The 25630-nt window shown below is 50.7% G+C and carries 17 protein-coding genes, 4 tRNA genes and 1 pseudogene; 11 read left to right on the top strand and 11 right to left on the bottom strand.

What is annotated here, in order from left to right:
• Window positions 1–38: 38 nt before the first annotated feature.
• The 3 genes from CODIS_RS06305 to CODIS_RS06295 form a co-directional block, all read right to left on the bottom strand.
• Window positions 39–114, bottom strand: a tRNA-Thr gene (locus CODIS_RS06305).
• Window positions 115–233: 119 nt separating this feature from the next.
• A tRNA-Gly gene (locus CODIS_RS06300) sits at window positions 234–307 on the bottom strand.
• A 235-nt stretch (window positions 308–542) separates the two neighbouring features.
• A tRNA-Tyr gene (locus CODIS_RS06295) sits at window positions 543–627 on the bottom strand.
• 273 nt (window positions 628–900) lie between these two features.
• Between CODIS_RS06295 and CODIS_RS06290 the strand changes: the two genes are divergently transcribed.
• The 10 genes from CODIS_RS06290 to CODIS_RS06245 all read left to right on the top strand — a co-directional run bounded on the left by CODIS_RS06290 (window position 901) and on the right by CODIS_RS06245 (window position 10683).
• Window positions 901–2634 carry a tetratricopeptide repeat protein gene (locus CODIS_RS06290; protein WP_069122402.1) on the top strand — a complete coding sequence of 578 codons (1734 nt, stop codon included), beginning with the start codon at window positions 901–903 and terminating at the stop codon, window positions 2632–2634.
• 8 nt (window positions 2635–2642) lie between these two features.
• A complete protein-coding gene (gene ispE, locus CODIS_RS06285) occupies window positions 2643–3512 on the top strand; it encodes a 4-(cytidine 5'-diphospho)-2-C-methyl-D-erythritol kinase (protein ID WP_069122399.1) in 870 nt (289 codons plus the stop codon).
• A gap of 1 nt (window position 3513) precedes the next feature.
• A tRNA-Gln gene (locus tag CODIS_RS06280) sits at window positions 3514–3588 on the top strand.
• 40 nt (window positions 3589–3628) lie between these two features.
• Entirely contained in the window at window positions 3629–4582 is a 954-nt protein-coding gene (locus CODIS_RS06275; protein ID WP_069122935.1) for a ribose-phosphate diphosphokinase, read from the top strand.
• A 349-nt stretch (window positions 4583–4931) separates the two neighbouring features.
• Window positions 4932–5573 carry a 50S ribosomal protein L25/general stress protein Ctc gene (locus CODIS_RS06270; protein WP_069122396.1) on the top strand — a complete coding sequence of 214 codons (642 nt, stop codon included), beginning with the start codon at window positions 4932–4934 and terminating at the stop codon, window positions 5571–5573.
• A 100-nt stretch (window positions 5574–5673) separates the two neighbouring features.
• Window positions 5674–6258, top strand: coding sequence for an aminoacyl-tRNA hydrolase (pth, locus tag CODIS_RS06265; RefSeq protein WP_069122394.1), 585 nt, complete (start codon window positions 5674–5676; stop codon window positions 6256–6258).
• 147 nt (window positions 6259–6405) lie between these two features.
• On the top strand, window positions 6406–7152 hold the full coding sequence (locus tag CODIS_RS06260) for an outer membrane lipoprotein-sorting protein (RefSeq protein ID WP_069122391.1): 747 nt from the start codon (window positions 6406–6408) through the stop codon (window positions 7150–7152).
• Between the two features lie 82 nt (window positions 7153–7234).
• Window positions 7235–8479, top strand: a complete 1245-nt coding sequence (locus CODIS_RS06255; RefSeq protein ID WP_069122930.1) for an ABC transporter permease — start codon at window positions 7235–7237, stop codon at window positions 8477–8479.
• Entirely contained in the window at window positions 8472–9722 is a 1251-nt protein-coding gene (locus CODIS_RS06250) for an FtsX-like permease family protein (protein WP_069122388.1), read from the top strand. The genes CODIS_RS06255 and CODIS_RS06250 overlap by 8 nt, the downstream gene beginning before the upstream one ends.
• A 142-nt stretch (window positions 9723–9864) precedes the next feature.
• Complete coding sequence (locus tag CODIS_RS06245; protein WP_069122386.1) at window positions 9865–10683, top strand: ABC transporter ATP-binding protein; 819 nt, start codon at window positions 9865–9867, stop codon at window positions 10681–10683.
• A 53-nt stretch (window positions 10684–10736) separates the two neighbouring features.
• Here the strand turns inward: CODIS_RS06245 and CODIS_RS06240 are convergent, their stop codons facing one another.
• The 5 genes and pseudogenes from CODIS_RS06240 to CODIS_RS21325 form a co-directional block, all read right to left on the bottom strand.
• Window positions 10737–12218 (bottom strand): PAS domain S-box protein, encoded by a 1482-nt coding sequence (locus CODIS_RS06240; RefSeq protein WP_154723033.1) that lies wholly within the window; start codon window positions 12216–12218, stop codon window positions 10737–10739.
• Window positions 12219–12250: 32 nt separating this feature from the next.
• Window positions 12251–13756, bottom strand: coding sequence for an HD domain-containing phosphohydrolase (locus CODIS_RS06235; RefSeq protein ID WP_069122381.1), 1506 nt, complete (start codon window positions 13754–13756; stop codon window positions 12251–12253).
• A 6-nt stretch (window positions 13757–13762) separates the two neighbouring features.
• A complete protein-coding gene (locus CODIS_RS06230) occupies window positions 13763–14557 on the bottom strand; it encodes a sensor histidine kinase (protein ID WP_162420150.1) in 795 nt (264 codons plus the stop codon).
• 156 nt (window positions 14558–14713) lie between these two features.
• Window positions 14714–15301 (bottom strand): annotated as a pseudogene (locus CODIS_RS06225) (oxygen-binding di-iron domain-containing protein); the annotation flags it as partial.
• Between the two features lie 15 nt (window positions 15302–15316).
• The gene (locus tag CODIS_RS21325) at window positions 15317–15502 is read right to left on the bottom strand and encodes a hypothetical protein (protein WP_235615145.1); all 186 of its coding nucleotides are present in this window, start codon (window positions 15500–15502) and stop codon (window positions 15317–15319) included.
• 298 nt (window positions 15503–15800) lie between these two features.
• Here CODIS_RS21325 and CODIS_RS06220 point away from each other — a divergent pair, with 298 nt between their 5' ends.
• Window positions 15801–18983: a sensor domain-containing protein gene (locus CODIS_RS06220; protein ID WP_083220586.1), complete on the top strand. Its 3183-nt coding sequence runs from the start codon at window positions 15801–15803 to the stop codon at window positions 18981–18983.
• An 83-nt stretch (window positions 18984–19066) separates the two neighbouring features.
• Here CODIS_RS06220 and CODIS_RS06215 read toward each other — a convergent pair whose 3' ends face one another.
• The 3 genes from CODIS_RS06215 to CODIS_RS06205 all read right to left on the bottom strand — a co-directional run bounded on the left by CODIS_RS06215 (window position 19067) and on the right by CODIS_RS06205 (window position 25344).
• Complete coding sequence (locus CODIS_RS06215) at window positions 19067–21892, bottom strand: efflux RND transporter permease subunit (protein ID WP_069122375.1); 2826 nt, start codon at window positions 21890–21892, stop codon at window positions 19067–19069.
• Between the two features lie 103 nt (window positions 21893–21995).
• On the bottom strand, window positions 21996–24224 hold the full coding sequence (locus tag CODIS_RS06210) for an RNA polymerase-associated protein rapA (protein ID WP_069122372.1): 2229 nt from the start codon (window positions 24222–24224) through the stop codon (window positions 21996–21998).
• 142 nt (window positions 24225–24366) lie between these two features.
• Complete coding sequence (locus CODIS_RS06205) at window positions 24367–25344, bottom strand: outer membrane lipoprotein-sorting protein (protein WP_069122370.1); 978 nt, start codon at window positions 25342–25344, stop codon at window positions 24367–24369.
• Between the last annotated feature and the right edge of the window lie 286 nt (window positions 25345–25630).

The following is a 25630-nucleotide window of genomic DNA, read 5'->3' as shown; positions in this document are numbered from 1 at the left end:
AAAGATAAATTCGCGCGCTTCCGCACGCCGTCGTCAAATGGAGCCCAGAAGCAGATTTGAACTGCCGACCTCACCCTTACCAAGGGTGTGCTCTACCAACTGAGCTATCTGGGCAAATTTCTCCGTACAACCCCTTGCCACCCTCAGGGGCAAGCCCACCGGGATCACAACGAGCGGCAGCACTGCAACCACAGCACTGCCGCTACCTGCACAAAAAAGTACAGAATCATAGTTGGAGCGGGTGATGGGAATCGAACCCACGTATTCAGCTTGGAAGGCTGAAGTTCTACCATTGAACTACACCCGCGCAGCCAAGCGACGCTTCGCTCACCACAACCGCTAACCCTAATTTTCTTAACCTGAGGGGCTGGAGGTTGTTCACGGCCTCCTTTTTTCCTCTCCGTCAACGCCTTGACGCATTGTTCGAAGCCGCTTTCAGCGCCTTCGTCGAACCTCTTATCGGTCCGCATCCTCCCCCGCCAAAACAGCATGGAGGATAGGTCGAGTCATCCGGTCACTACCGCCAATTTCCCGATTTCACCTGGTGGAGGGGGGAGGATTCGAACCTCCGAAGGCGGAGCCGTCAGATTTACAGTCTGATCCCTTTGGCCACTCGGGAACCCCTCCAAGCGAGAGCCGGGCATTCTGACGCCTAGACCGAGCAAAGTCAATACAACATTCCAAACAATTTTTTGTCTATTGCATAGGCCCGATATGGCGTAACCATGCCGATATTGAAAGATCCTCGTAACGGGATTGCAGATGGGTATCCGGCTTGGTAACCGCAGCCTGCCTGCTTGATGCACTTCAAACTATGGTTTGACGACACGGACATAAGGCGCCGGAAGCACGAGAGAACACTTGCAGTGAGCGCGAATTACCTTTATTACTACAAAATATATGCATATCAACCAGCAAATTAAGCAACTTCTGATAGTACCGAGCCTGCTGCTCTCAGCTTGCGCCAACAATCCGACCAGCACATCGGGACTTCCGATCACAACGGATGATGAGATAAAACAGACTCCGCAGACCTATGCCACAGATGGCCTCAGCAGGGATCTGATCTACAACACCCTCACCGGTGAAATCGCCGCCCAGCGAGGACACGGCAAACTTGCCTTCGAGCACGCATTCCAGGCTGCCAAGGAGTCTCGGGATGAGGGTGCCGCTGAACGCGCGACAGGCCTTGGCCTACAGTCAAATATGCCGGACGCTGCACTGGAGGCAGCAACGCTGTGGGTTGAAATCTCACCAAACTCCCTCAAGGCCCGCCAGATCGCATCAGTCCTCTATATTCGCAAAAGTGAACTTAATAAGGCGATTCAAAACCTGCAAAAAGTGGTAGAAATTGCAAACAGTCATGGGCACTCCGGATACCTCCAGGCAGCCGCCATTGCCGAAAAGTCTGCGGCGCCTGATCAGGCACTGCTCATCATGCAGCAGCTCGTCAATGAAGAGAGCCAGGACCCGAAGGCGTTTTATGCCCTCGCCCTGACCGCCAATCGCGCCAAACAGAACAATCTCGCACTGGACTACATCGATCGCTCCCTCGCACTCGATCCAGCATCCACCCAAAGTCTGGTACTCAAAACACAAACCATCATCGCAATGGAGCAAAAAGAGCAGGGATTGGCGTTTATCGAACAGGCATATCTCAATGCACCGGAAAATACCCAATTGGGAAAAGCATACGCCAGATTGCTGCTTGAAATGAACAAGACGGAAGCGGCTCTCGGCATTTATCAGTCTCTCTATGAAAAGGCCCCCGACGACAGCGACATCGCCTTTTCCCTTGGTATCATCAATCTACAGCTGGAACGATATCAAGAAGCAAAGATTTACCTGAAATCACTAGTCGATAAACGGAAGAAGCGCAACCAGGCCAGCTTCTACCTGGGGATGATCGCCGAGGAGGAGGAGGAACCAGGGCGGGCATTGGATTGGTATAGCCGGGTGGAAGGAAAGAATGTAATCGATGCACAGATTCGAATCGCCAAAATTCTGGCTGACCAGGGAAACCTGAATCAGGCCCGCGAAACACTGCAACGGCTTCGCATCACCCAGAGCGCACACGAGGTGAGATTCTATATCATAGAAGCTGAGCTGATGCGTGAGGCGAGGGATTTTGAAACCGCCCACCAGATATATACCAAAGCCCTGGATTTGTTTGAGGACAACACAGACCTGCTCTATGCCCGGGGGTTGAATGCGGCCGATTTGAGACGGATCGATCTGCTGGAAAACGATCTGCGTAAAATCCTCGCGTCACAGCCGAAACACGCCGATGCTTTGAACGCTCTCGGCTATACCCTTGCCGACCAGACCGACCGTCTGGAAGAGGCCAAAGATTACATAGAGCAGGCCCTGGCATTGAAACCTGAGAGTCCCGCCATACTCGACAGCATGGGATGGGTAGAATTTCGCATGGGCAATCTGGAATCTGCTCTGGAGTTCCTCAACAAGGCTGCCACAATTAGCCCCGATGCCGAGATCGCTTCCCATCTGGGAGAGGTATTATGGCATTTAGGCCAGCAACAACGCGCCATTGAGGTGTGGAATGCAGCCAATGAGCGCGATCCCGGTAATCGGTTTATCGATCCTGTCATGAGACGCCTGGGCGTCAACAACTGACTCTTCCCATGTCGGCACGCGGCAGGTCTGACCAAAGCTCAGTCTATCTTGCACCCGCGAAACTGAACCTGATGCTGCGCATCACCGGCAGGCGCAGTGATGGCTATCATCGACTGCAGACCGTATTCCAATTCCTCGATATTCATGACCGGCTCCACATCGAAAGACGTGATGACAGCCAGATCATCTTACATGACGATGCAAGTGGTATTTCGCCGGCGGACAATCTCAGCTATCGCGCGGCCCGGCTACTGCAATTGACCAGCGGTTCAGATCAAGGCGCTGAAATCACATTGGAAAAACACCTCCCCATGGGTGGTGGACTTGGCGGGGGCAGTTCGGATGCAGCAACGACACTGATCGCCCTCAATCGGTTGTGGGGACTCTCGCTCAACCAGTCGGAGTTGAAAAAAATCGCCCTGACCCTTGGCGCGGATGTGCCCATATTCATCCATGGCCGTGCAGCATGGGCTGAAGGTATCGGTGAGGAATTGACCGATATCGACCTCCCGGAGATGTGGTATCTGGTACTGCAACCGCCATGTCACGTCTCCACCGCAGAGGTATTCAACCAACCTGATTTGACACGCCACTCACCCCGGATCAAAATACGCGCCTTTCTGCAGGGTGATTGTCGAAACGACTGTCTACCCGTGGTACGCAGACGCCACCCTGAAGTGGCGGAAGCATTGGATTGGCTGAACCAGTTTGCAGATGCCCGGCTTACCGGGACCGGCGCCTGTGTATTCGCCGCCTTTGCTGATCAGCGGTTGGCTCGCAACCTGCTTCAAAAGAAGCCGGCGAGTCTGAATGGTTTTGTTGCGCGCGGGATCAACCGTTCCCCGCTATTGGAGTTACTCCAACCCGAACTGAGTTAATTGGGGCGTCGCCAAGCGGTAAGGCACTGGGTTTTGATCCCAGCATTCGTAGGTTCGAATCCTGCCGCCCCAGCCATTTCATAGCAATCCACTGTTTGATAAAGGGGATCAAAACCGTGCCTGCCACTGCCATGATGGTCTTTTCCGGAAACGCCAACCCGGAACTGAGCGGTGAAATCGTAGCTCACCTCAGCCTCCCACTTGGAAAAATGCATGTCGGTCGCTTCAGCGACGGTGAAGTCATGGCGGAGATCCATGAAAATGTACGTGGTCGCGATGTCTTCATCGTCCAACCCACCTCAGCACCAACCAATGAAAACCTGATGGAACTGTTGGTGATGATCGATGCCATGCGCTGGTCATCCGCCAAACGCATCACAGCAGTGATCCCCTACTTCGGTTATGCACGACAGGATAGGCGCCCCCGCTCCGCACGCGTGCCGATAACCGCCCGACTGGCAGCCAAGATGATCGGTGCTGCGGGCGCCGACCGGGTGTTGACTGTGGACCTGCATGCCGACCAGATCCAGGGCTTCTTCGATATCCCGGTTGACAATGTCTACGCATCCCCGATCCTGCTGGGCGATGTATGGCGTCAAAAACACCCGGATATCGTCGTCGTTTCTCCCGATGTAGGTGGCGTGGTCAGGGCGCGGGCGTTGGCAAAAAGGTTGGATGATGCGGAATTGGCGATCATCGATAAACGCCGGCCCAGGCCCAATGAGGCCAAGATAATGAATATTATCGGCAATGTGGAGGGACGCAGTTGTATTCTTATCGATGATCTGGTCGACACCGCGGGGACTCTCTGTCAGGCTGCCACTGCCCTCAAAGAGCACGGTGCAGCCAAGGTGGTGGCCTATTGTACACACCCGGTACTCTCCGGACCTGCCGTCTCCAATCTCAGCAACTCCCAGCTGGATGAACTGGTGGTAACGAATACGATTCCTCTCTCCGAAGAGGCCAAACTCTGCACACCCATTCGCCAGGTGAGCATTGCGGAACTACTTGCAGAGACGATGCGCCGTATTTCAAATGAGGAGTCCGTCAGCTCCCTGTTCATCGACTGACCATGCACCACACAAATCAAGCGACACATGGTCCTCCGGGGCAACTCAGCCCATTTAATTGGCGCTGACAAGTGCAACAGATCCTGACTGTCATTGACGAAACGCCCTTGAATCGCTGTTTCACCAACCTCGCCGACTTTTTCCACTCATTTGCTTTCCCAACAGACAGCTACCGCTCACCGTAGAGACAATCATGGCTGATCACCAAGAACCTGTACTCGCTGGCGGGGCTGGAAATAAACGCAAATTCTGTTAGAATCGCGCGTCCGCTGTGATACAGCGATATCGCGTCGCTTTGGTCGCGAAACGACGCATCCACACACAGAAAACCACAGATACGGAGTCTGCCATGTCTGCCAATTTTGAAATTAACGCTCAATCTCGGGGCGATTCAGGGAAAGGTGCGAGCCGCCGCCTGCGTCGTTCCGGCCTGGTGCCGGGTATCTTGTACGGTGCCCACAAGGATCCGACCATGATCAGCGTCCCCCACAATGAACTTGTTCATTCGCTGGAGAACGAAGGGTTCTATGCAAACATTTTAAACCTGAAACTCGGTGGAAAGACTGAACAGGTGGTGCTTAAGGATCTTCAACGCCACCCGGCCAAGCCTTTCCTTCTGCATGTGGATTTTCAACGGATCCAGGCAGACGAGAAGATCCGTTTGCATGTCCCGATCCATTTTATCAACGAATCGGTCTGTCCCGGTATCAAGGCTGGTGGCCAGGCTAGCCATGTGATGAGTGACATGGAGATCTCCTGCCTGCCTAAGGACCTGCCGGAGTTCATCGAGGTCGACATGACCAACCTGGAGATGGGCGCTATATTGCACGCTTCCGAAGTGAAACTGCCCGATGGTGTTGATCTGATCACCCATGAAGGCAATGAGGATCCAATCGTGCTCACCATTCACATCGCTCACGCTACCGAAGTCGAGCCGAGGGAAGAAGAAGGAGAAGAGGCCGGTGAGGGTGACGAGGAACCGGCAGAATAGCTTAAGTCGAAGGGGGGACTTAAACATCCCCCCTACTCGCACACGGCCGGCAGCCTACTCTGCCGCATTGCAGTAGTGGACTGGGCAAGCGAATAGTATAGTGGTACACCACCCCATTAAACTTATCGTCGGCCTGGGGAACCCCGGAGCGGACCATGAGGAAACCCGCCACAATGCAGGTTACTGGTTTGTGGATAGGCTGGCCCGGCAACACAAACAACCCTTTCGCAATGAGTCGCGCCACCACGCACTGGTGTGCAAGCTGAATATCGCCGGTAATGAGGTACGCCTCTTAAAACCCATTACCTATATGAACCGAAGCGGTCAGGCGGTTTCCAGTCTGGCCAACTATTTCCGCATTTCTCCCAACGACATACTTGTGGTACACGATGAACTTGACCTGGAACCAGGTCAGGTACGCCTCAAAACAGGCGGCGGACATGCAGGTCACAATGGGTTAAGGGACATCATGAGCGCCCTTGGCAGCAGGGATTTTCATCGCCTGCGCATCGGTATCGACCATCCCAATGACCGAAACATTGTGGTCAACTATGTCTTGGGACGCCCCTCCAAAAGTGACCGTGAAGCGATCGACGGCGCCATCGATGATGCCATCGAATGTCTCGATGAAGTCGTAAAAGGTGAATTGAGCAAAGTCATGAATCGCCTGCACGGCAGCCGCTAGCAATCGCTCCTGCCGCAGCGGAATAATTGCGACAGATACCCGGGCAGAGCGGCGCCCCATCTATCATGGAAAAATGTCGGACTGGCATTATATTAAAAATTGCTTATAATCTAACATATATAACCAACTTCGGGTGTGCGTTTTTTCATGAAAGGATTAATTCAGGCTTTGTGGATCCTGATCATCTGCAGCAGCGGGAGCCTGGCCGGTGAGACCGAACAGGAGGCAGTCGATCTGCTGAGAAAGACCGAAACATTGATGCGCTCCAGCGGCACCGTCGCTGAGTATCAGGTTGATATTATTCGGCCTGACTGGCAACGCACGATGTCATTCCGCAGTCACGATGACATCGACAACAACCGCTTCCGCATGGAGATCCTCTCCCCGCGCAAAACAAAGGGTACTGTCTACCTCAAGGTCAACAATATCCTCTCCATGTATCTGCCTAAGCTTCGCAGACAGATCAATATTTCACCGGCAATGATGCAAGACCACTGGATGGGTTCCGATTTCCTTAATCAGGACTTGCTGGAGACAGATTCGCTGGTCGATCAATACAGTCACCGTATCCTTGCCCGTGAAGGGGTGGGTGAACAGGCTATTGTGACAATCGAATCAACCCCATCTCCCACAGCCACTGTGACCTGGAAACGGCTGATCCAGCGCATCCACGCCAATGGCATTCCGTTGGAGATGGAATATCAATGCGAGAAAATGGCAAACCGACGGATGATTTTTGACCAGGTCAGGATTATGGACGGCCGACTCATCCCAACCCGCTGGACCATGGTACCCCAAGATCAACCCGGCAAAAGCACCGTCATCACATTGAAATCGATCCAATTCAATGTCCCGCTGGCGGACGATATCTTTAACCCGGCCAAGAGAAAATAGCGCAACACCGCTTCGAAAGCGGTGCCTATTGTGCTATATCCTTGAGCGCAGGGATCTCTTTTATTTTTTTCCTGGGGAGCTGATGAGCCTGTCGACCACAACAGTCGCCCACACCATCCTGACTGTGGCGCTGAGAAATCTGCTCACACACAGACGACGAACGCTCTTGACCATCGGGGCAATTGCAGTAGGCCTCGCCTCGCTGATCTTTCTCTGGGGATTCAACGAGGGCCTGCATCGCAATATGCTGGGGAATTTTCAGAAGGCCATCATCGGCTCCATACAGATCCATCGCGATGGTTTTTTTCAGCATCCCGAACTGTCAAAGTCCATCACCAATCCATCCAGGGTAGTCGATTCACTGCATCAGGCCGGTATATCTGATTACAGCACGCGTCTTGAAAGTTTTGCTCTGGCTGCATCCGATTTCACCACCCAGGGGGTGATGCTTATCGGCATGGATCCTGTCCGTGAGGGACGGGTTACCGAACTCGCCAAACGGATAGGCATAGGCCGCTTCCTGGCGCCGGAAGATGAATATGCGCTGATTCTGGGCGCCACCACGGCCAACAACCTACAGATCAGACTTGGCGATGAAGTAATTATTATCGGCTATGATCGCTACGGCGCCATGGTTGCGGAGTCTTTCACTTTGATCGGCATCATCACCAGTGGTGAAATGGGATTGGATAAAGGCATGGCGATCACCAGTCTTGCAACTCTTCAGGAGATGATGGATTTAAACGACCGGGTAACCACTTTTGTTATCAGCAGTGATGAGAGAAATATTCCTTCCCTGGTTTCAGAACTCGAGCACTCTCTGCAAGACGAATCATTGGAGGTTATGCCCTGGTACACGATGTTTCCCGTTATGAAAGAATGGGTGACTCTGCATAATGGTTTTCTCTATCTTTTTCTCGGCGTGGTGTTGTTCATCGTTCTGGCTGGCGAACTGAATACCATGCTGATTTCCATGCTGGAAAGGACCAGGGAGTTCGGCGTTTTGATGGCGATCGGCACTACAGGTTATCAGATCGCCGGGATGCTACTGATTGAAGCGGCGGTGATAGGCATTGCAGGCATAATATTCGGCATTATTCTGGGATATGCCAGCGTATTTTTCACCGGCCTCTATGGTATCGATCTTTCGATCCTGCTCGGCTCCACGTCTCGCTTCTATGTTGATCCGCTGATCCACCCCCATCTCAAACTCGACCACCTGGGTATTACAAGTGGCGTTATTTTTATCGCATCGTTGATTGCGGGGATTTATCCCGCCTGGCGTGCCAGCTTGCTGCAACCAGTCGAGGCGATAAGAAATGGCTGAATCATACCGCCTCAGTCTGCTCACCTATTTACAACTGGCATCACGCAATCTTCTGCGTAACCGACGCCGCACCCTGATCACTTTGCTGACGATGAGCTTCGGCATTGCTACATTGACCCTCCTCAGCGCCTTGAACGACGGCTGGTTGAGCCAGATGAAGACTAATTTCATCCTCAGCTATACCGGACACCTGCAGATTCATGCCAAGGGCTTTGAAGCATCGCAAAATCTCAATGACCGGATTCTGGAACCTGAAGAGATTTCAAGATTGATGCAGGGATACCCGGAAATCGTGGGTTGGACACAACGCATCCGCACCTCAGGTCTGGCTTCCGCGGGAGGCAGCAGTGCAGGTCTACAGATCATGGCAACCGACCCGGAGCAGGAAACATGGGTCACTTCCATGGATCAACGTGTCACTGAAGGCGTTTGGCTGAGACCGGGGATGAGCCACGATCTGGTACTCGGCCATACTGTGGCACAGAATCTGGGTGCGGAACTCGGCGACAGGGTCATCTTGATGGTTCAACGCTTGAACGGCGAAATGACCTCAGAGGTCTTTTTTCTCCGCGGTATTCTCGAAACAGGTGCACCACAAATAGACAGAAGCCTGGCCCTGATCACCCTGAACAGTGCGCAACAATGGCTGCAGATGGAGGATTCTGTCACAGATATCGTCATCCGTGCAGATAATCATGACAATACCGGCACCCTTTATCGCCTGTTTGCACAACAGCTTTCTGAAAGGAAATATGAAATCATGCAATGGCTGGAACTGGACCCTATGGTTAAGCAGTGGCTCGAGTTCAGTGATGCCTACGGTTTTGTAGTTCTTCTGGTGGTCATCATCCTGGTACTGATTGAGATCCTGAATACCATGCTGATATCCCTGCATGAGAGACAAAAGGAATTGGGTGTCATCGTTGCCATCGGAACCAAGAGATCACAAGTCTTCTCTATGCTGTTATTGGAAGCCGTCATGCTGATATTCATTGGAGCGATTCTAGGTTATATGGCGGGAAGCTCGATCGTCTACGCAGTAGCTGACAGAGGGATAAATCTGACACATTTCGCGAATGCATTCGAGTTTTTTTATATGGACCCGATCATACATCCACAATTGACTCTGGGATCTGCAGTAAAAATTCTCGGCGCCACACTTATTGCGGCACTGCTGGCAGGCATCTACCCGGCATGGAGAGCCACCCACTTATCTCTAAGCCAGGCACTGCGCATTCAATAAACCTTGATATTACGACACACAACTTATGCTGTTAGATACAACCACATACCGAAATTCAAGCGGACGGCCTTTCTCATGCCTCCCCAGTGGGAGACAGCTTTACCACCTGCCAATACATCTGATACAAGGCTTGATATAACTTATGGTCAAACCGATCATCAGTATCCGTGAACTGCATAAGTGCTATTGGGTCGGCACCATGCCCTTTCCGGCACTCCACGGCATCAATCTCGATATCAAGCCCGGTGAGTTTGCAGTGGTAGCAGGACGGTCCGGATCCGGTAAGAGTACACTACTAAACATCATCGGTGCATTGGAATCCGTGGACAACGGAAATGTTGAGGTTCTTGGGCATGATATTCTCAACATGAACAGGGATCTACGTACACAATTTCGCTTGCGTAATATCGGCTTTGTATTTCAGGCCTATAATCTCATTCGTGTATTTACCGCCCGTGAAAACGTCGCCTACGTCTGCCAATTACAGGGTAAGAGCAGGAAGGAGAGTTTGGATATAGCTAATCACTGGTTGCATGAAGTGGAGATTGGTCATCTCGGGTATCGTCGGCCGGACCAGTTGTCCGGCGGCCAGCAACAACGTGTCGCTGTTGCCCGTGCACTTGCCTCCGGCCCCAAGCTGATACTTGCCGATGAGCCAACGGCGAACCTTGACAGCATGACCGGCAGACACTTGATCAACCTGATGCATGAACTAAACCAAAGACTCGGCACGACATTCCTCATCTCCTCACACGATCCTGACGTAAAAAGAGCCGCTGGGCGTCTGATCAAACTGGCTGACGGCCAGATCGTCGATTCCTGGGACGAGGTACCAAAGACACCTCAATCTTTGGCATCAAGTTGTCCGACAAGTCATCTCCCGCTCAAAGAGCGCCTGAGAAAGTTGCTATATCAAAGAAGGAAGGCCCGCGCCAGCAAAGGAAAGGTCGATCACCGGTAATGATGCATATTGATCAAGTAGATAGATTTTTCCTCAATAATAAAAACCAGTGCTTAATTTGAACCTGTATCTACTTGTCTTTGTTCTTCTTGATATTGTCTACAAATTGCCGTGAATAACCAGTGATCCATTATCTGCTTTGCACCGATGCAGATTTCTATCTGTATCGGCGTTCCATCACTCTTTACACCTGTTACACGACCGGGCTTTCCCACAAACTTACCAACACCGGTATCGATATAGTTCAGGATATGCAGGTCATGGTATTCACGATCCGGGGACGTCATTAACATGTTGACCTTTTCCCCAATTATCTCATCCACATGGTAACCGAACATTTCGCATGCAGCCGGATTGAAGGTTTCGATGACGCCGCGTTCATTTATCGTAATAATTGCGTCAAAGGCACTATTCACGATCTCGCTAATTCTCTCTTCCTTTTCATGCAGCTGTTGTTGTGCATCGATCTTGAACAACTTAGCACGACTCAATAGCAGAGCTACGACACCCAAGATTAAAACCAGAATGACATTCACCGCAATATACCGCTTGCCTAATGTAATGGCAGGTCTATCGAGCTCGGCGTCTGTGATGAAACGTACAAGTTTCCAGTGAATGGCACCGGCAACCACGCTGTTGCCTGCCTCCTTTCCTAGATCCAATTTATCGAGCAGCTTTTCCGGTTCCACTGTTGCATAGCTGAACAAACCGTCAGCTGTAGTGAACTGTCCCGAATCGCCACTTGATATCTGTTTCCAGGCATCGGCGTAGCGGTTTGACATCTTAATTTCCTTCTTGTCCTGAAACATAAAGCCCCACTCATCGGCCTTTATTTCTGCTTTCAGCCAATACCCTTCTTCGTTAAGCAACATCTGGCTGCCAGAAGGCGATAAGCCCTGATCCAGCAAATCGATCAGCTTATCGGCAAGATAGTTGATTATCACCATGCCTCGTTTGTTACCGGAAGCATCAAAGACAGGCGTCGCCAAACGAATCATCGGCTTGAATGGCATCTCGATTTCGCCATGCTCCACGTTGAGATCAAGCGGAGATACGAAGACCTCATCACGGTCCTTGCTCATTGTTTCCGTAAAATAGTACCTCCCGCTTTTGTCCTGCAATTCAGCATCAGGGACGATGACCCCCATTCCGTTTCGATAGTTGACCCTTACCACCTCCTTTCCATCGGCATTGAGATATCGGATCTGGTCGAATTGCCCTTTTTCCTCTACCATTGATTTAAAATCAAGCTCTAAAAGCTCACTGTACCGATCTCTCTCTGATGGAATTGCAAACTGACGAAGATCATCGACAGCGGCTATATACATGAGGTCGTGCATAGCACCTTGCAGCAATTGCTCGAATACGCTTTTGCTCTGATTCAGGCTCAGCATCTCCGACTGCCTGGTCAATACTGCTGCATTTTCGATATCAGTGGTAAAAAGCCAGGCGGATACGCCAAAAAGCAGCATAACCGGCGGCACGAACATTGCGGCAAAAATACTACCATATTTACAAATGAGTGATCGTTTCACTTTCTTGTTCCAATATTAGGTCAAGATACAACTTATAATACTTCTTTTTCCACAAGCCGGAAAAAAGCGTCTACAACATCGGGATCGAAGTGCTTTCCCCGTTCACTTCGTATGAGATCCATTACCTCCTCATTGGGCCAGGCGTCTTTATAAGGCCTTTCATTGGAAAGCGCATCATAAACATCCGCCAATGCAGTTATCCTACCACTTAGCGGTATTTCATCCCCGGCAAGGCCGTTTGGGTAACCTGATCCATCGTAGTGTTCATGATGTGTTCTTGCGATTTCGCTGGCCAATTTGAAATGACCATGGCCCGCAAGTATTTTCTCGCCGTTAACTGTATGTAACTTTATTGCATCGAACTCTTCATGGGTCAACTTGCCTGGTTTTTGCAGCACACTGTCAGGTACCGAAAGCTTACCTATATCGTGTAGTGTCGATGCCTGCCCCATCTGTACGGCATCTTCTTTGTTCATACCAAGCTCTTGTGCAAGCATACAGGTTATCAATTCAATTCTCCTAATATGCTCTCCCGTGTTTTCGTCCTTATATTCGGAAGCAACAGCCAGGAGGTTAATCGTCTCTTGATGCTCTCTTGATATCAGCTCGAACAGATCGATATTCTTGAACGCAGAACTCGCTTGCATAGAAAGAATGTTCAGCAAACGCTTGGCATGCTCACTTATATACCCTAGATTTTCCAGCAAAATAGCAGCCACGATCTCATTCTTATCCTTTATCGGTATGGCAAACGTCCCCTCTTCGACGTTGAAAACACCTTGAATACTGTCGAGCTGAGGATGGAGCCTGTGCAGCATCACAGCAATCTTTTCTTCATCTTCCTCCCAGTTCCCCTGATTGTTTATTCCATAGCAGATCTTGTACTCGCCATCCTCCTTTATCGGGTAAGCAATGAACCCAGATAGTGAATCCACTTTACTGTGACCCTCGGATATACCCAATAAGTCGATAATGGCATTCAGTATGGAACGGAAAAAGTCTTCCAGAGAAGTGATTTTGAATATCGCTGGTGCGGCCTGAACGATATACTCCAACGATCTTTTCTGGCTATTCAATATACTGATAAACTCGTATGACTTCAGTCCCATACGTACAGCCGTATAAAGCTTTTCCTGTGTAAGTTCAGTCTTCTCCTTATAATCGTTGATATCATAGTGGTCGATCACATATCGCTCAGGTGCATACCCGGGCTGTCCGGTTCGCAGGATGATCCGCATATGGTTGTTGCCAAGGATATTCCTGATGTACTCGACCACATCGAAACCTGCATTCTCGGTTTCCATCACCACATCGAGCAACACGATTGCAATATCACGCTCCTTACGTGCAATTTCCATCGCTTCCTGGCCCGAATAAGCGGAGATGAAACTGAGTTTGCGACCCTTGTAATCAAAGTGCTTCAAGGCAAGTTCTGTAACCTGATGTACACTCTTGTCATCATCGACAATGAGAATTTTCCAACCTATTTCGGAAAGCCTCTTCTTTTTTGATTTTTTTGCAAAAAACAATTTAGCCATCGCTTGCTATTCCAATGTCTCCACCACTAACGAAATTATAAAGCGGCTACCTTCTCCCGGTTTGCTCTGAACCTCAATCTCGCCACTAAAGCGCTGTACAACTAAATTGTAAACAATATTGAGTCCAAGACCGCTACCGCCCCTGTTTCGCGCCGTGGTTATAAATGGTTGAAAAACACTCTCTTTCAATGACTCGTCCATACCCTTGCCATAGTCCTCGAACAACAGGTTCAGACGATTCTCTTTTTGCTCGATTTGAATATGAACGATACCGGATTGCTCCGGCTCATAAGCGTGATTGATAACATTTGAAAGCAGGTTATTCATAATTTGCGACAGCGATCCAAGATAAGTCTTTACCATCATATGTTGTGGACAATCCAGCTCTACTTGTATCTTCGTTTTCTTCAATTGATTCTGAAAAGTACGGATGATATCCCGTAGGTAATCGCACACATCGATCAACCGAATATCGTCGATATTTTGATCAACCGATATCATCTTGAAGCTGCTGATCAACCTTGCCGCCTGATCGAGACCCGTCTTAGCCAGACGCATCGACTCGTCAACGGTTTCAAAAAACGCATCCATTTCACTTTCGGTAAGCTCTTCAGCCTGATACGATTTTTTCAACTGCCTGATCTCTTCACTACAGGCAGATATCGAAGTCATAGCGACACCAATCGGGGTATTTACCTCATGTGCCACCCCGGCAACGAGCGACCCCAATGCCGCTAATTTTTCCTTTTCAACCAACTGCTGCTGCATTGCTTTCAACATATCGAGATCCTTCTCGATCAACTGTTTACTCTGCTTTAATTCCAAGTCCTTCTGCTTAAGGATCGAGAGCGCATCCTGGTAACGTTTGCGCACTAAATCGCTTTGTCGCGATGATTCCTTAAACAACTTGAGCTGCTGTTCAAGAGCCTCGATTCTGTTATCGGTATAGCTGACCATTTAAGTTGTCAAATACGGATAAATGATGTCAGTGCCGCACACCAGATACTCAAGATAGTGCAAGGCATGGTCAACATTATTCGAATCAATAATCGAACCGTGTTGCGGCAATATGGCGTTTATCCGGTACTGGCGGATCTTTTCAATATAACCGCGACAAGCGATATTCGAAGCCATATAGTCCACATGAAACAGATCCAGGACCGACTCATGTGCTTCGAAATCATCGACAATCAAGCGCCATTCAAGCTGAATGGCCGCCCATATATCACCGGAAAACAGGAATCCGCTCGATTCATCGAAACTGGTAAATGCGCCGGCAAAATGCAGATAGGGCGCCTCGGTAAAATGGATTCTCTTTCCACTTTTGAAAGTGTATGAAGGCTCTTCAACCACATCATGCCAGTGATATTTACCGACTCCGTAGTAGGGCAGAAGGACTTGCGTTCGCGGCGTGGTCAAGACTGCCATCTCCGGATTAACTTCCAACCACTGCGGCATCGATGCCGCCACATCTGGGTCCTGGTGACAGATGATGAGACCACTGACCATTGCAGGATCCACCACCTGGGCTACACGTTCCCTGGTTTTCTCAAAGTATGCCTAATGGCCCGGATCAACGATAATCGCTTCCTCACCGGACTTAATCAGATAGATATTGCTTCTAAACGCAGTATGCTCGGGAATTCCCAACCAGTAGATTTCATGCACTTCATCGCTATAGAGAAGTACAGGGCGTTCAGTATCGGGATCGACATCCCGATATTCCGCAATATGATTTCCTTTCATTACTCAACCCCGAATTACCATCAATAAAGAGAGAGGAAACAAGAGAACCGGCAGCTCATCTAGATAACACCAATATTGTTGGCGGCTTGTGAGAAATTCACTGAAGCGGATATAGGAAATTAGTTCTCAAGCAATGCCGAAAGATTAAAAAACCTATCTGAAATCAAGGTAATTACCCCTAATACAGCCGCATTCATGTAAAGAAAAATGGGGCACTTGCCGATACTACAGCTACATGCATCATCAAGGCCTTCTACTGCAACTAACTCAGGGATGAATCTGCTTCCTGGGTAACTGCATGACCGCACAAACTTCATCAAGAATTTTTTTCAGGCTGGCCGTTCCTTGGTCTGTTGTTCTGTTCCTCGTTATTTACCTTATCTACTTATGGCAGTTAGATTCACAATTCGGACAACTCAGGCTCCAGCAGGAACACAACGTCAGATTTGCATCATCGACACTCATCAATATTTTTCATGAGACGATAACTGATATTTTGCTTCTCACCCAAAGCGAGGGGCTGAAACGGTGGAGAACAGGGCAAGACAATCAGCTAGCAGAGATCGCGATAGCGGAAAATTTCAGGAATCAGATTGCTATCAAGGAACGCTATGATCAAATCCGTTTTCTTGATACCAGGGGAATGGAGAGAATCAGAGTCAACCGTGGCTCAGAAGGGCCAAAAACCACACCGCACAGAGAGCTGCAAGACAAATCGAACCGTTACTATTTCTACGAGGCGAGAAACCTGAGCCCCAAGGAGATCTATATCTCGCCCCTCGACCTGAATAAAGAGCATGGCAGGGTCGAGACACCCTTCAAACCGACCATCAGACTCACGACCCCGGTTTTAAACGGTGTGAATGAGCCAATCGGCTTTTTAGTGATCAACTACCTGGCGGAAGCGATGCTGAAAGAGTTTGTCGCGCAATATAAAGACCGCCTCGGCAATATCGCGCTGCTCAATGACGAGGGATTCTGGCTCTATCATCATGATCCTTCCATGCGCTGGGGATTCATGTTCGACAATGACCTTTCACTGGCCAAGAACCTACCTAATGCATGGTTTCAGATCAATAGTGCAGAGTATCTGCAACAAATCACAGAGCACGGTATGTTGACCTCGCTCAAGACACAACCTTATCTACTCAATACCACCCAGGGCAATCGTCACGTCTATGAAAATGTCACCTATAGCAGCGGGTACCCATGGACCGTCATCTCACAAATAGAGTCGACAGAGCTGGAATCTGTCAAAGCCGGGATCTTAAACCCACTGCTGTTATCGGGCACACCTTTGTTTCTGACTATACTAATCACTTTCTATGTAATCGCTCGCCATAGAACACAGGCCGCTCGACAGCAGAATCTCATCATTAAGAGTGAAATGCGAAATCGGTCCCTATTGGAATCGGTTGCCGAAGGCATCATGATGCTAGATTCAACGGGTCGGATTCTCGAAGCAAACCCCAGTGCCGAGTCGATGTTCGGGCTCACTTCACACAAGCTTCAGTCATGCGTCATATCAGATCTTTTGACTTCTTCGCATGATACCATTCGACTTATAGCCAGTATGCAACAGCTGACACAACCGAGAGCGTCGGAAGAGAGTGCTCAAACTGACGAGTATACCGCCAAACGCGCTGACAAGGAGGAGTTTCCACTTCAAATATCCTTGTCCCAGTTTTCCATCGGCAATGAACTTCATTTCACTGCATCGCTTCGTGATTTGACAGAGCAGCGTATTGCCTATCAGGAGATGATTTTGGCAAGCGAGGTATTCGACACCGCGTCTGAAGGTATCCTCGTCACCGACAACAAGGTTATTATCCAACGCGTCAACCCTGCTTTTACGCGCCTGACCGGTTATCAGCCTGATGAATTAATCGGGAAAAAACCGTCCCTCCTACGCTCTTACCTGACCGACAACTCCTTCTATCGCATGATGTGGCAGTCCATAGACAATACCGGCAGATGGGAAGGAGAGATAACCAACCGAATTAAAAGTGGAGCAAACCGGATTTTCGATCTCTCAATTTTCTCCATTCGTGATGACAAGGGGAATATCACCAATTACGCCGGCATCTCACGCGACATCACTGAGGAGAAGGAAGCGGAGGAGCAGATTCACAGGCATGCCTATTATGATGGATTGACCGGCCTGCCGAATCGCACGCTTTTTCTTGAGCGACTGCAGCAGGCGATCAATCGCGGCAGCCGGTACCATGAGCGTTTTGCACTTTTCTTTATCGACCTGGACCGCTTCAAATCAGTCAATGACAGCCTAGGGCACGATGCAGGAGATCTCTTATTGCAGCACGTCGCCGGTCGTATCAGCAACCTCATTCGAGAAACCGATACACTGGCCCGTCATGCGGGTGATGAGTTCAGCCTGCTGCTGCACAACATCAAGCGTGATGATGATCTTGCTGTTTTGGCGCAGAAGATCATCACTGCACTCGGCAAAACATTCATGATAATGGAACGCGAGGTACACATAGGCGCCAGCATCGGCATCTGTGAATACCCTGATGACGGACGCGAGGCTGACACTCTACTGCGCAATGCTGATCTAGCCATGTACCAGGCGAAATACAGCGGCAAAGAGACCTATCGATTCTTCAGCGAAGAGCTGAATACCGCAATACAGCAACATGTCCGTTTGGAGGCTGACCTGCGCAAAGCAATCAACGGGGAGCAGTTCGAACTCTTCTATCAACCTCTGGTGGACTATCAACGCTGCATGATTGTTGGTACGGAAGCATTGATTCGCTGGAACCACCCCGAACATGGGCGTATTCCACCTGACAAATTTATTCCTATCTGTGAAGAGACAGGCCTGATCCGTCCATTGAGCGAATGGGTGATCCACCATGCAGCCATGCAGCTGGCTGAATGGAGAAACACCGACCTTGCCCATATGACAATTTCGATCAACCTATCCGCCTATCGCAATCGGCACGCCGTGGATAAAGCGTTTATCAAGGATACGGTTATCGAGACGGGCGCCCCTCCCGCCCTGATGACATTTGAAATCACCGAGAGCCTGATGATGGAAAATACAGCAGAATCGCTGGAATGGCTCACATTTGCCAAAGAGTTGGGAATCAGCGTCGCTGTTGATGACTTTGGTACCGGTTACTCTTCATTGAGCTATCTGAAGCGATTTCCCGTGGATATACTCAAAATCGATCGCGCCTTCATTGCCGATATGAACGTTAATCGTGAGGACGAGGCCCTGGTTATGGCCATTATCGCGATGGCAAAGAGTCTTAACATGAAGGTTGTCGCCGAAGGGGTTGAGAACCACCAGCAACTGGACATGTTGAGAAACAGACAGGATCACTGCAGTATCATCCAGGGCTTCCTCTTCGCCCCGCCCATGCCGGTCGATCAGTTTCATTCATTCTACAGGGATTTTGATTTCAACAAATACTGCCAGCGCATTTCCAGCCGACTCCTTAAACATTCAGAGGGTTGATACAATCAAGCCGATAAAAAAGCCGGCGTTAAACGCCGGCTGTAGCCTGGACTGAATCAGCGATTCAGCACAGTGGGTCTTTTTTAGTTTTTATATCTACCGAAAACAAACCTGGGTTTCAGCCATGCAACCAACATCGGCAGGATCGTGAGGGCGGTGACCACGTCGATCAACAAGGCCTGGCTGATATAGATTCCCAAGCCCCAGGTATTGGCAAGATCGGTATTCAGCAAGGGTATGAAACAACCGAGAAGCACGATCACGGAAATGATCACCGCCGAGCCGGTGGTATTCAAAGTATTGACCAATGACTGCTGCCAATTCCCCGCGGTTGCCACCATCTCCTCTTTAAGCCTCGACATCATATAGATGCCGTAGTCGATACCAAGCCCCATGGCGATACTCAGCGCCACCTGGAGATGGAAGGCCAGATTGCCCGACCAGTTCTGGATACTGGTCATATAACCGCCAAGACCGTACTGGGCAAACAAGGTGATGAACAGCAGCACCATGAGGATTATCGGGACAACAACGGAGCGGAATATCAATGCGGCGATGAGAAATACAGCCGCCGCCGTCAGCAGAGGCCCGGTGAGCCAGTTGTCCACCGCCACCTCGCGGGTGGCCTCGGTGGCGCCAAGGAAGCCACCCACACCGGGCCTGACATAGTCCACGCCATCGACAGACAGCTCGTTGCTGTCACCGGATAGGTCTTCGACCGGACCGGAACGCAGACCGAAGTTGACTTTGCTGAAACCGGGATCGTTCTTGTGTTCCTCGATATATTGTTGGATGTCCATGGTAACCGCATGGGCCTCTACCGGATCCATGGTATTGATGAATCCCATCACCACTCCTTCATTCCAGTTCTTCATGACGAAGGAGTCCATGTCGCCCTCCTCGGTCATGGTTTCGAGCAGGCCATTGTAGAGCTGCACGATATCGTCACCACCCCTGTCATCGTCGGGATCGATGGAACGCAGTTTCTTGGAAGTGGGGATATAGAGATCGCCGATTTCCGGTTGCTCACCCGGTTCCGCCGTCAGCAGCATATTCACCAAACGGATATATTGCGCATAGGAGCCGGTGAAACCGATAAACGGATGGGCGCGCATCCACTCCTCCATCGCCTCGATGTCGGCAAGCACATCAGCCTGGTTGAAGATACCCTGGGCGCCGCATGGGTCGGGATCCCAACAGCCTAAATCAGCCTTCGCCTTTTCACAGGCGGCCACCTTCTCCAAAGGATCCTCGATATCGTAGATATCTTCAGAAAAGTAGGTATCCACGCATAGCTCGGCAACGGGTTCCTTGCCGCGCACCGGGATCGATACCGATATCACTCCGGGCATGATCGTATTCAACCGTTCGATATGCTGGATGGTAATCGATTTCTCCTTGAACGCGGCACGGGAGTAATTGATACCCTTTTCAACCCCCGGCATGATGTCGAACTCGTCCTGTATACGGGCCACCTCTGGATCGGCTCTGCCGGCCTCACCGGCCATCAGACCCGAAATACCCCGGCCGATTTCGGTATAGTAGATAGACCAGGCGAATATTACGATCACAAAGAGGATCGGGATCGCCTTGCCGGGACCATTCAACATACCGGTGATCACCCCACCCACTTTGGTTTCCCACGATTGCTCATGACCCCCGCCCATATCTGTCCGGCTGCAGGGAAAGGTCATCATCAGCAGCGGAATCAGGGTGGTGGTGGTAAACAGCAAGGTCAGCATGCCGAACATGCCGAAGTAGGCGTATGCCTTGTAGAATGAGATATCCACTGTAGCGAGGGTCGCAAAGCCGACCATATCGGTTACGATCGAAAGGGTGGCCGGGACAATGGTATGGGAGATCGCAACCCTGGCGGCCGATTCACAATCCCCCGATTCAGCCTGTTCCTGCATGAAGCGCCGGGTCACCTGGACCGAGTGTCCGATACCGATTGCCAGCAACAGCATCGGCGTCAGCACCATCATGGTGGTCAACTTGAAAGCGGAGAATCCCATCAATCCCAATGTCAGCACGATCGTTGCACTGACACCGATGATCGGAAACAGGGAACCGCGCCAGTTGCGGAACTCAAACCAGAGTGCGGCAATCACGATGGCGAATGAGATGACGAACAACCACCACTTGTTGACCAAGTCCGCCAGCATCCAAGCCAGGAAGTAGGGCTCACCCGCCACCAGCAATTCGAAACGGTCATCCTGACCATACTCATCCATCATCGCCCTGACCTCCCTTACCCAGGGCAGGTAGATCTCTTTTACCTCATCGGTATAGTCGCCGATGATATAGAGCGACTTGGCAGTACAGTCTTTCTCATCCTTCTCCTGAAATTCACATTTATTCCCTTCGGCATCCTCAAACCCGACCAGCATCGGGCCGATTACGGGGTTTGTCTCGATGCCCTCTTTGAGAAACGCCAGCTGCTGTTCCGCGATATCCGAATCACTGCTGATCCCTTCCGTCGGTATCAGGCGCTTGAACACCAGGCCGTTCTCATCCGCCCCCATATACTTTATTTTCTTCGCCGCGATATCGATAAAATTGGATTCCCGCGCCTTCTCCAGGGAGACCAGCCGATTGTGTATCTCCTGGACCTTGTTGACGAACCACCCCTTATACACATCCCCCTCATTGATGCGTAGGGTAAAGACCATCAGATTACCCATACCGAAATTGTATTCGGCATACAGGTTGGTCACTACGTAGCGATTGCTTGGAGGAAGCAGGGTATCCGGATCGTTGCGCATATCAAGATGTTTGATCTGCAGGGCGGCCACGATGGTGACCACCAACAAAATCAGCATCAACGGCCAGCGGAATTTGATGACAAAGTCCGCATAACCCTCAGCCCATCGATTTCCTGATCCATTGGTTGACTCAGAACCACTCATGGCTCAGTCCCCGTGATAGCGCTGTTTGATGAGGGATGCCCGGTATCTCACCGGACATCCTCGCTTGGTTAAGATGCTCGACGTTGGTCGGTGGTTGTTGGCGTTATTCGAATATCCACTTCAGACCGACCTGGAAGTTGGAACTGTTCTCAAACTGACCGAAGGTGGTGTTTTCATCACCCCAGTAGTTGTTCCACTCCACTGAGCCGAGAATTGTGTCGGTAAAAGTGTACTCGATATCGAGACGGTTCCATTTGCCGCCACCCTCTTCGTAGATAAAGATATTGTTCCAGCGGTGTTCCTGGGAATCACCGAAGGGCTTGGAGAAAAAGAGCGAGTAGAACTCCTTGTCCTCATACCCTTTCATCAGGCCATTGCTGAGACTCATGGTGGGGAAATCCGCGGTATAGCGGCTACAATCCACCATTGTGCCGGTCTGGGTCATACAGGTGTCTTTCTCATCCACAAAATCGAGATTGCGGAATTGGATGAACTGACCGCTGACAAGCAGGTTGGTGGCCACCGTGATATCCGCCCCCAGAACATACTTGAAGTAGTCGGCATCCTCCATTTTCAATGCATTGGTCAGATCGCCGATCGAAAGCAGAAACTTATCGATAACCGGCTGCTTGTCTCCCTCGTCATAGAGGAACTCGCCTCTGAGCACCAGCGGGATATCGCCCATATCGAGTGCGTAGTCGAATGAGGCACCCACGCTGTTGACCCGATGCAGTGATTCGGTGAAGCGCAGGATCGGCGCACCCGCACCCATCGCCGGCGGTTCATTGAATGGACTACCGTCAGCCAATGCCGGCAGCACGGCGCTTGGATCCAACGCACCATAGTAAGTGGAACCGGTTCCATCGTGGACCAGGATCGTGGTGGCATTGCCCATATCCCAGTTTGCCCTGGCCTCGTCCCGGGTCAAGCTGGTTGCCACATCCGGGATGAAGGTATCGTCCTGCTGTGGTCCAGGCGTACCGTTGGTATCGAAAAACAGGGTCGGCGCACGTTGCACAGTCAACTCATCCCCGGCAGTATTTCGCCAGCTGAGATCGAGATCCGGATTGGCGCCATAGTGGTGGAAGTAGTTGAATGACCAGTTTAGACCGCCGTCGGTAGAGTTGCGAAAACGGAAACCGGCATTCATGTCGCTGTCATCCGGATAGTCGCGCACCCACTCGCTGGTGGTGCCGGTCAGGCCGGTCGGCGCCGTCGGACTGAAGCTGGTGAAGGTGTTGAATGTGGCGAAGGTCGCATTCGACATAAATTCGAAGGCGGAGCTTGCCTCCCCCGGCTGCCAGGTCACATCCGCCGGCGTCGGCGGGGCATTGAAAGCGGTAATCGGCATCAGGTTGGTGGTGCCGAAGTTACCATTAGGATCGTTGAGACCTGCGGGAAAACCGGGCTGGCCAGTGAAACCGAACTGGGTAAAGGCGTTCAACAGGAACCATCCGGGCGCAGCTACCGGGTCGGTGGGTACCGTCGGATTCAACAATCCCGGTGTGGTTACCGCATCCCAGAAGTTACCGGCAAAACCGTCTACGGTCAGGCCGGCGAACAGGTTCAACCCCACGGGCAACATCATGCCGCCGGTAAAGCCACCGCCCATCGCGGCACCATTGAACGTAGCCGCCACATTACTTAGCGCTGGTGCGACATTGAAAAAGCCGTTCACCTGTCCGCTGATCGTCTCGACCCCCTTCATCAGGAATGGATGACCGGCACCGCCATCGGGATTGAGACCGGGGATCTTGTTCTCTTCCACTTGCGAGACAATAAGCTGTATGTTGCTGTTATCGCCGATATTACGCTCCGCATTGATCATCCAGATCGGAATCCGCGAATCCTCCATGGCATTCTGATTCAGTTCGCGGAAATCGGTTGGATTGATGATATCCAGCAGTTTGATGCCGTCAGCCGTACCCCAAACGACCTGCTGTTTGCCCAAGCGCAGATCCCAGCCAAGCAGCGAGGTATCCACATAGAGCTCTCTTACATAGTCGTGTTGGGTATAAAGCTCATGCCCCTTGTAAGTGTCATTGACCCCTTCGGAGTCATAGATAAAGTTCAGATCGGCATGCCAGCTACTCTCTTCACCCAGGTAACCATTCATGAAAATTCGGGCGGAGTTTTCGAATTTCAGCAAATCCCCCTTGTCGTGACCTCTCTCATCGACCATCGTGTCTGCCTCGCCGGTCACCTGACCATCGCGTGTAAAGACGGATGTTTCATTTTTCAGATAACCAGTAATCTCGACTTCAGCCATGGCGACACTGGGTAAAATCAAGGCAAGCAGGATCGATTGATGCAACTTACAGCGTTTGAACATGAATGGTTCCTCCCGGGTTCAACGATAGCCGGCAGCCCTCATAGTCACTCTTTGCCGGATTCGATGATGTGTATGGCCGCCAATTCCAGGCAAGCCGGTTTTTGTTGGATGTGCCTGCACAGCAGGCACATCCATTTTATGTTTAGCGTTTTATTTTTCTCAGGGTCTTCTCTGACCAAAAATCGGACTGCCATCCCTGGTCGTGCTGTACGATCTCCTTGGGGATCACTGCCCAGGTTTCAAGACCTGTCGAGAAGGTCTTGCCGTACCAGTAACCCCAAAATTGGGCACGTGGATCGTCCTTATCGAGAGACTTCCAGTCACGATCGATCACTTTAACCTTTTCGCCGCCCTTGAAATATTCGGTTCGATAGTCGGCGAAGGTCTTGGTATCAACATAACTCACACGATGGTCGTACCACCAATTCTCCCGCTTGGTGGTGCTCTTCAGCTTGTAGACCTCTTTACCCTTATGGTCGCAGGCCGCATCCGGCGGGTTGGGAAGATACTTGTTCTTCGATTCCGCCTTATCGATGGCGCCAAGGCAGTCGTTGAAGGTTTCAGTACCCAACAGCTCATGTGTCTCGTCCTTGGGTTTGCGCAGGGTCACGTCACCAAACGTGAAGTCGGTGCCGCCCCAGGCATCGTCGTGGGCCGGTTCTGCGAATCGGCGTATCTTACGAAGCGCCGGCAGCCAGATAGAGTAGGATTGGCTCTTGTTGTCATCGACGTAATCAGTGATCAACATGCCGGTGCCTTTCAGCTTACCGGAGCGAAAGATAGCGATATCCTGCGCATTGGTGGAGCCATCGCTGTATTCGTTATTCAGATAGCGCTCTACGGTGATGGTGGTCGGCTTACTGCCGGCAGATTTATTGACGATGACCGTGATCTTGCCGGGAATTGCCCGGTTACTCCGTTTGGGATCCTTGTTGTTGTTGGTGATACCAAAATTCTTCAGGGCATAGAAATGGTTGACGAAATAGACCTGATCCGCAATGGTGTTGGCGTCCGGCGTGCCACTGGGCAACGGCAGATCTTTAGCCACACCCGCTATGGCACTGCCGGAAAATAGCAAACCGCCGGTGATTGCCGCGGACACGAACTTTTGCACCTGCATAGTGATCCTCCTGTAATGGACGGTTTTGTGGGATAGATCCGCCCCAAATATTATTGAATTAGGTATTTCTTATTCAGTGTATTCTTGTTTTTGAAGTCACATTAATAACAGAGAACCCGGTCATTTAGCAATCGGGGTTAACCTTAAATGTCATCCTCAGTTTAGTCTCCGATCATTTAGCTCCTGTCAATCATGGACGTCAAAGATTAAGATCTGCTTAAAGCTGAACTGGTCAAAATAGCGCAATTCAGAGGCGGCAGAGAACGTGGAAATTGATTTTAGCTTG

Origin of the sequence: Candidatus Thiodiazotropha endolucinida (genome assembly GCF_001715975.1) — a bacterium.
Classification (GTDB): domain Bacteria; phylum Pseudomonadota; class Gammaproteobacteria; order Chromatiales; family Chromatiaceae; genus Thiodiazotropha; species Thiodiazotropha endolucinida.
The sequence above is the reverse complement of the archived record's forward strand: the minus strand, read 5'-3'. Positions and strand labels throughout refer to the sequence as shown.

Excerpts from the sequence above, each read along its gene's own strand:
- CODIS_RS06290 (WP_069122402.1), top strand. The coding sequence starts at position 901 with ATGCATATCAACCAGCAAATTAAGCAACTTCTGATAGTACCGAGCCTG.
- ispE (WP_069122399.1), top strand. The coding sequence starts at position 2,643 with ATGTCGGCACGCGGCAGGTCTGACCAAAGCTCAGTCTATCTTGCACCC.
- CODIS_RS06270 (WP_069122396.1), top strand. The coding sequence starts at position 4,932 with ATGTCTGCCAATTTTGAAATTAACGCTCAATCTCGGGGCGATTCAGGG.
- CODIS_RS06260 (WP_069122391.1), top strand. The coding sequence starts at position 6,406 with ATGAAAGGATTAATTCAGGCTTTGTGGATCCTGATCATCTGCAGCAGC.
- CODIS_RS06255 (WP_069122930.1), top strand. The coding sequence starts at position 7,235 with ATGAGCCTGTCGACCACAACAGTCGCCCACACCATCCTGACTGTGGCG.
- CODIS_RS06250 (WP_069122388.1), top strand. The coding sequence starts at position 8,472 with ATGGCTGAATCATACCGCCTCAGTCTGCTCACCTATTTACAACTGGCA.
- CODIS_RS06245 (WP_069122386.1), top strand. The coding sequence starts at position 9,865 with ATGGTCAAACCGATCATCAGTATCCGTGAACTGCATAAGTGCTATTGG.
- CODIS_RS06235 (WP_069122381.1), bottom strand. The coding sequence starts at position 13,756 with ATGGCTAAATTGTTTTTTGCAAAAAAATCAAAAAAGAAGAGGCTTTCC.
- CODIS_RS21325 (WP_235615145.1), bottom strand. The coding sequence starts at position 15,502 with ATGAAAGGAAATCATATTGCGGAATATCGGGATGTCGATCCCGATACT.
- CODIS_RS06220 (WP_083220586.1), top strand. The coding sequence starts at position 15,801 with ATGACCGCACAAACTTCATCAAGAATTTTTTTCAGGCTGGCCGTTCCT.
- CODIS_RS06215 (WP_069122375.1), bottom strand. The coding sequence starts at position 21,892 with ATGAGTGGTTCTGAGTCAACCAATGGATCAGGAAATCGATGGGCTGAG.
- CODIS_RS06210 (WP_069122372.1), bottom strand. The coding sequence starts at position 24,224 with ATGTTCAAACGCTGTAAGTTGCATCAATCGATCCTGCTTGCCTTGATT.
- CODIS_RS06205 (WP_069122370.1), bottom strand. The coding sequence starts at position 25,344 with ATGCAGGTGCAAAAGTTCGTGTCCGCGGCAATCACCGGCGGTTTGCTA.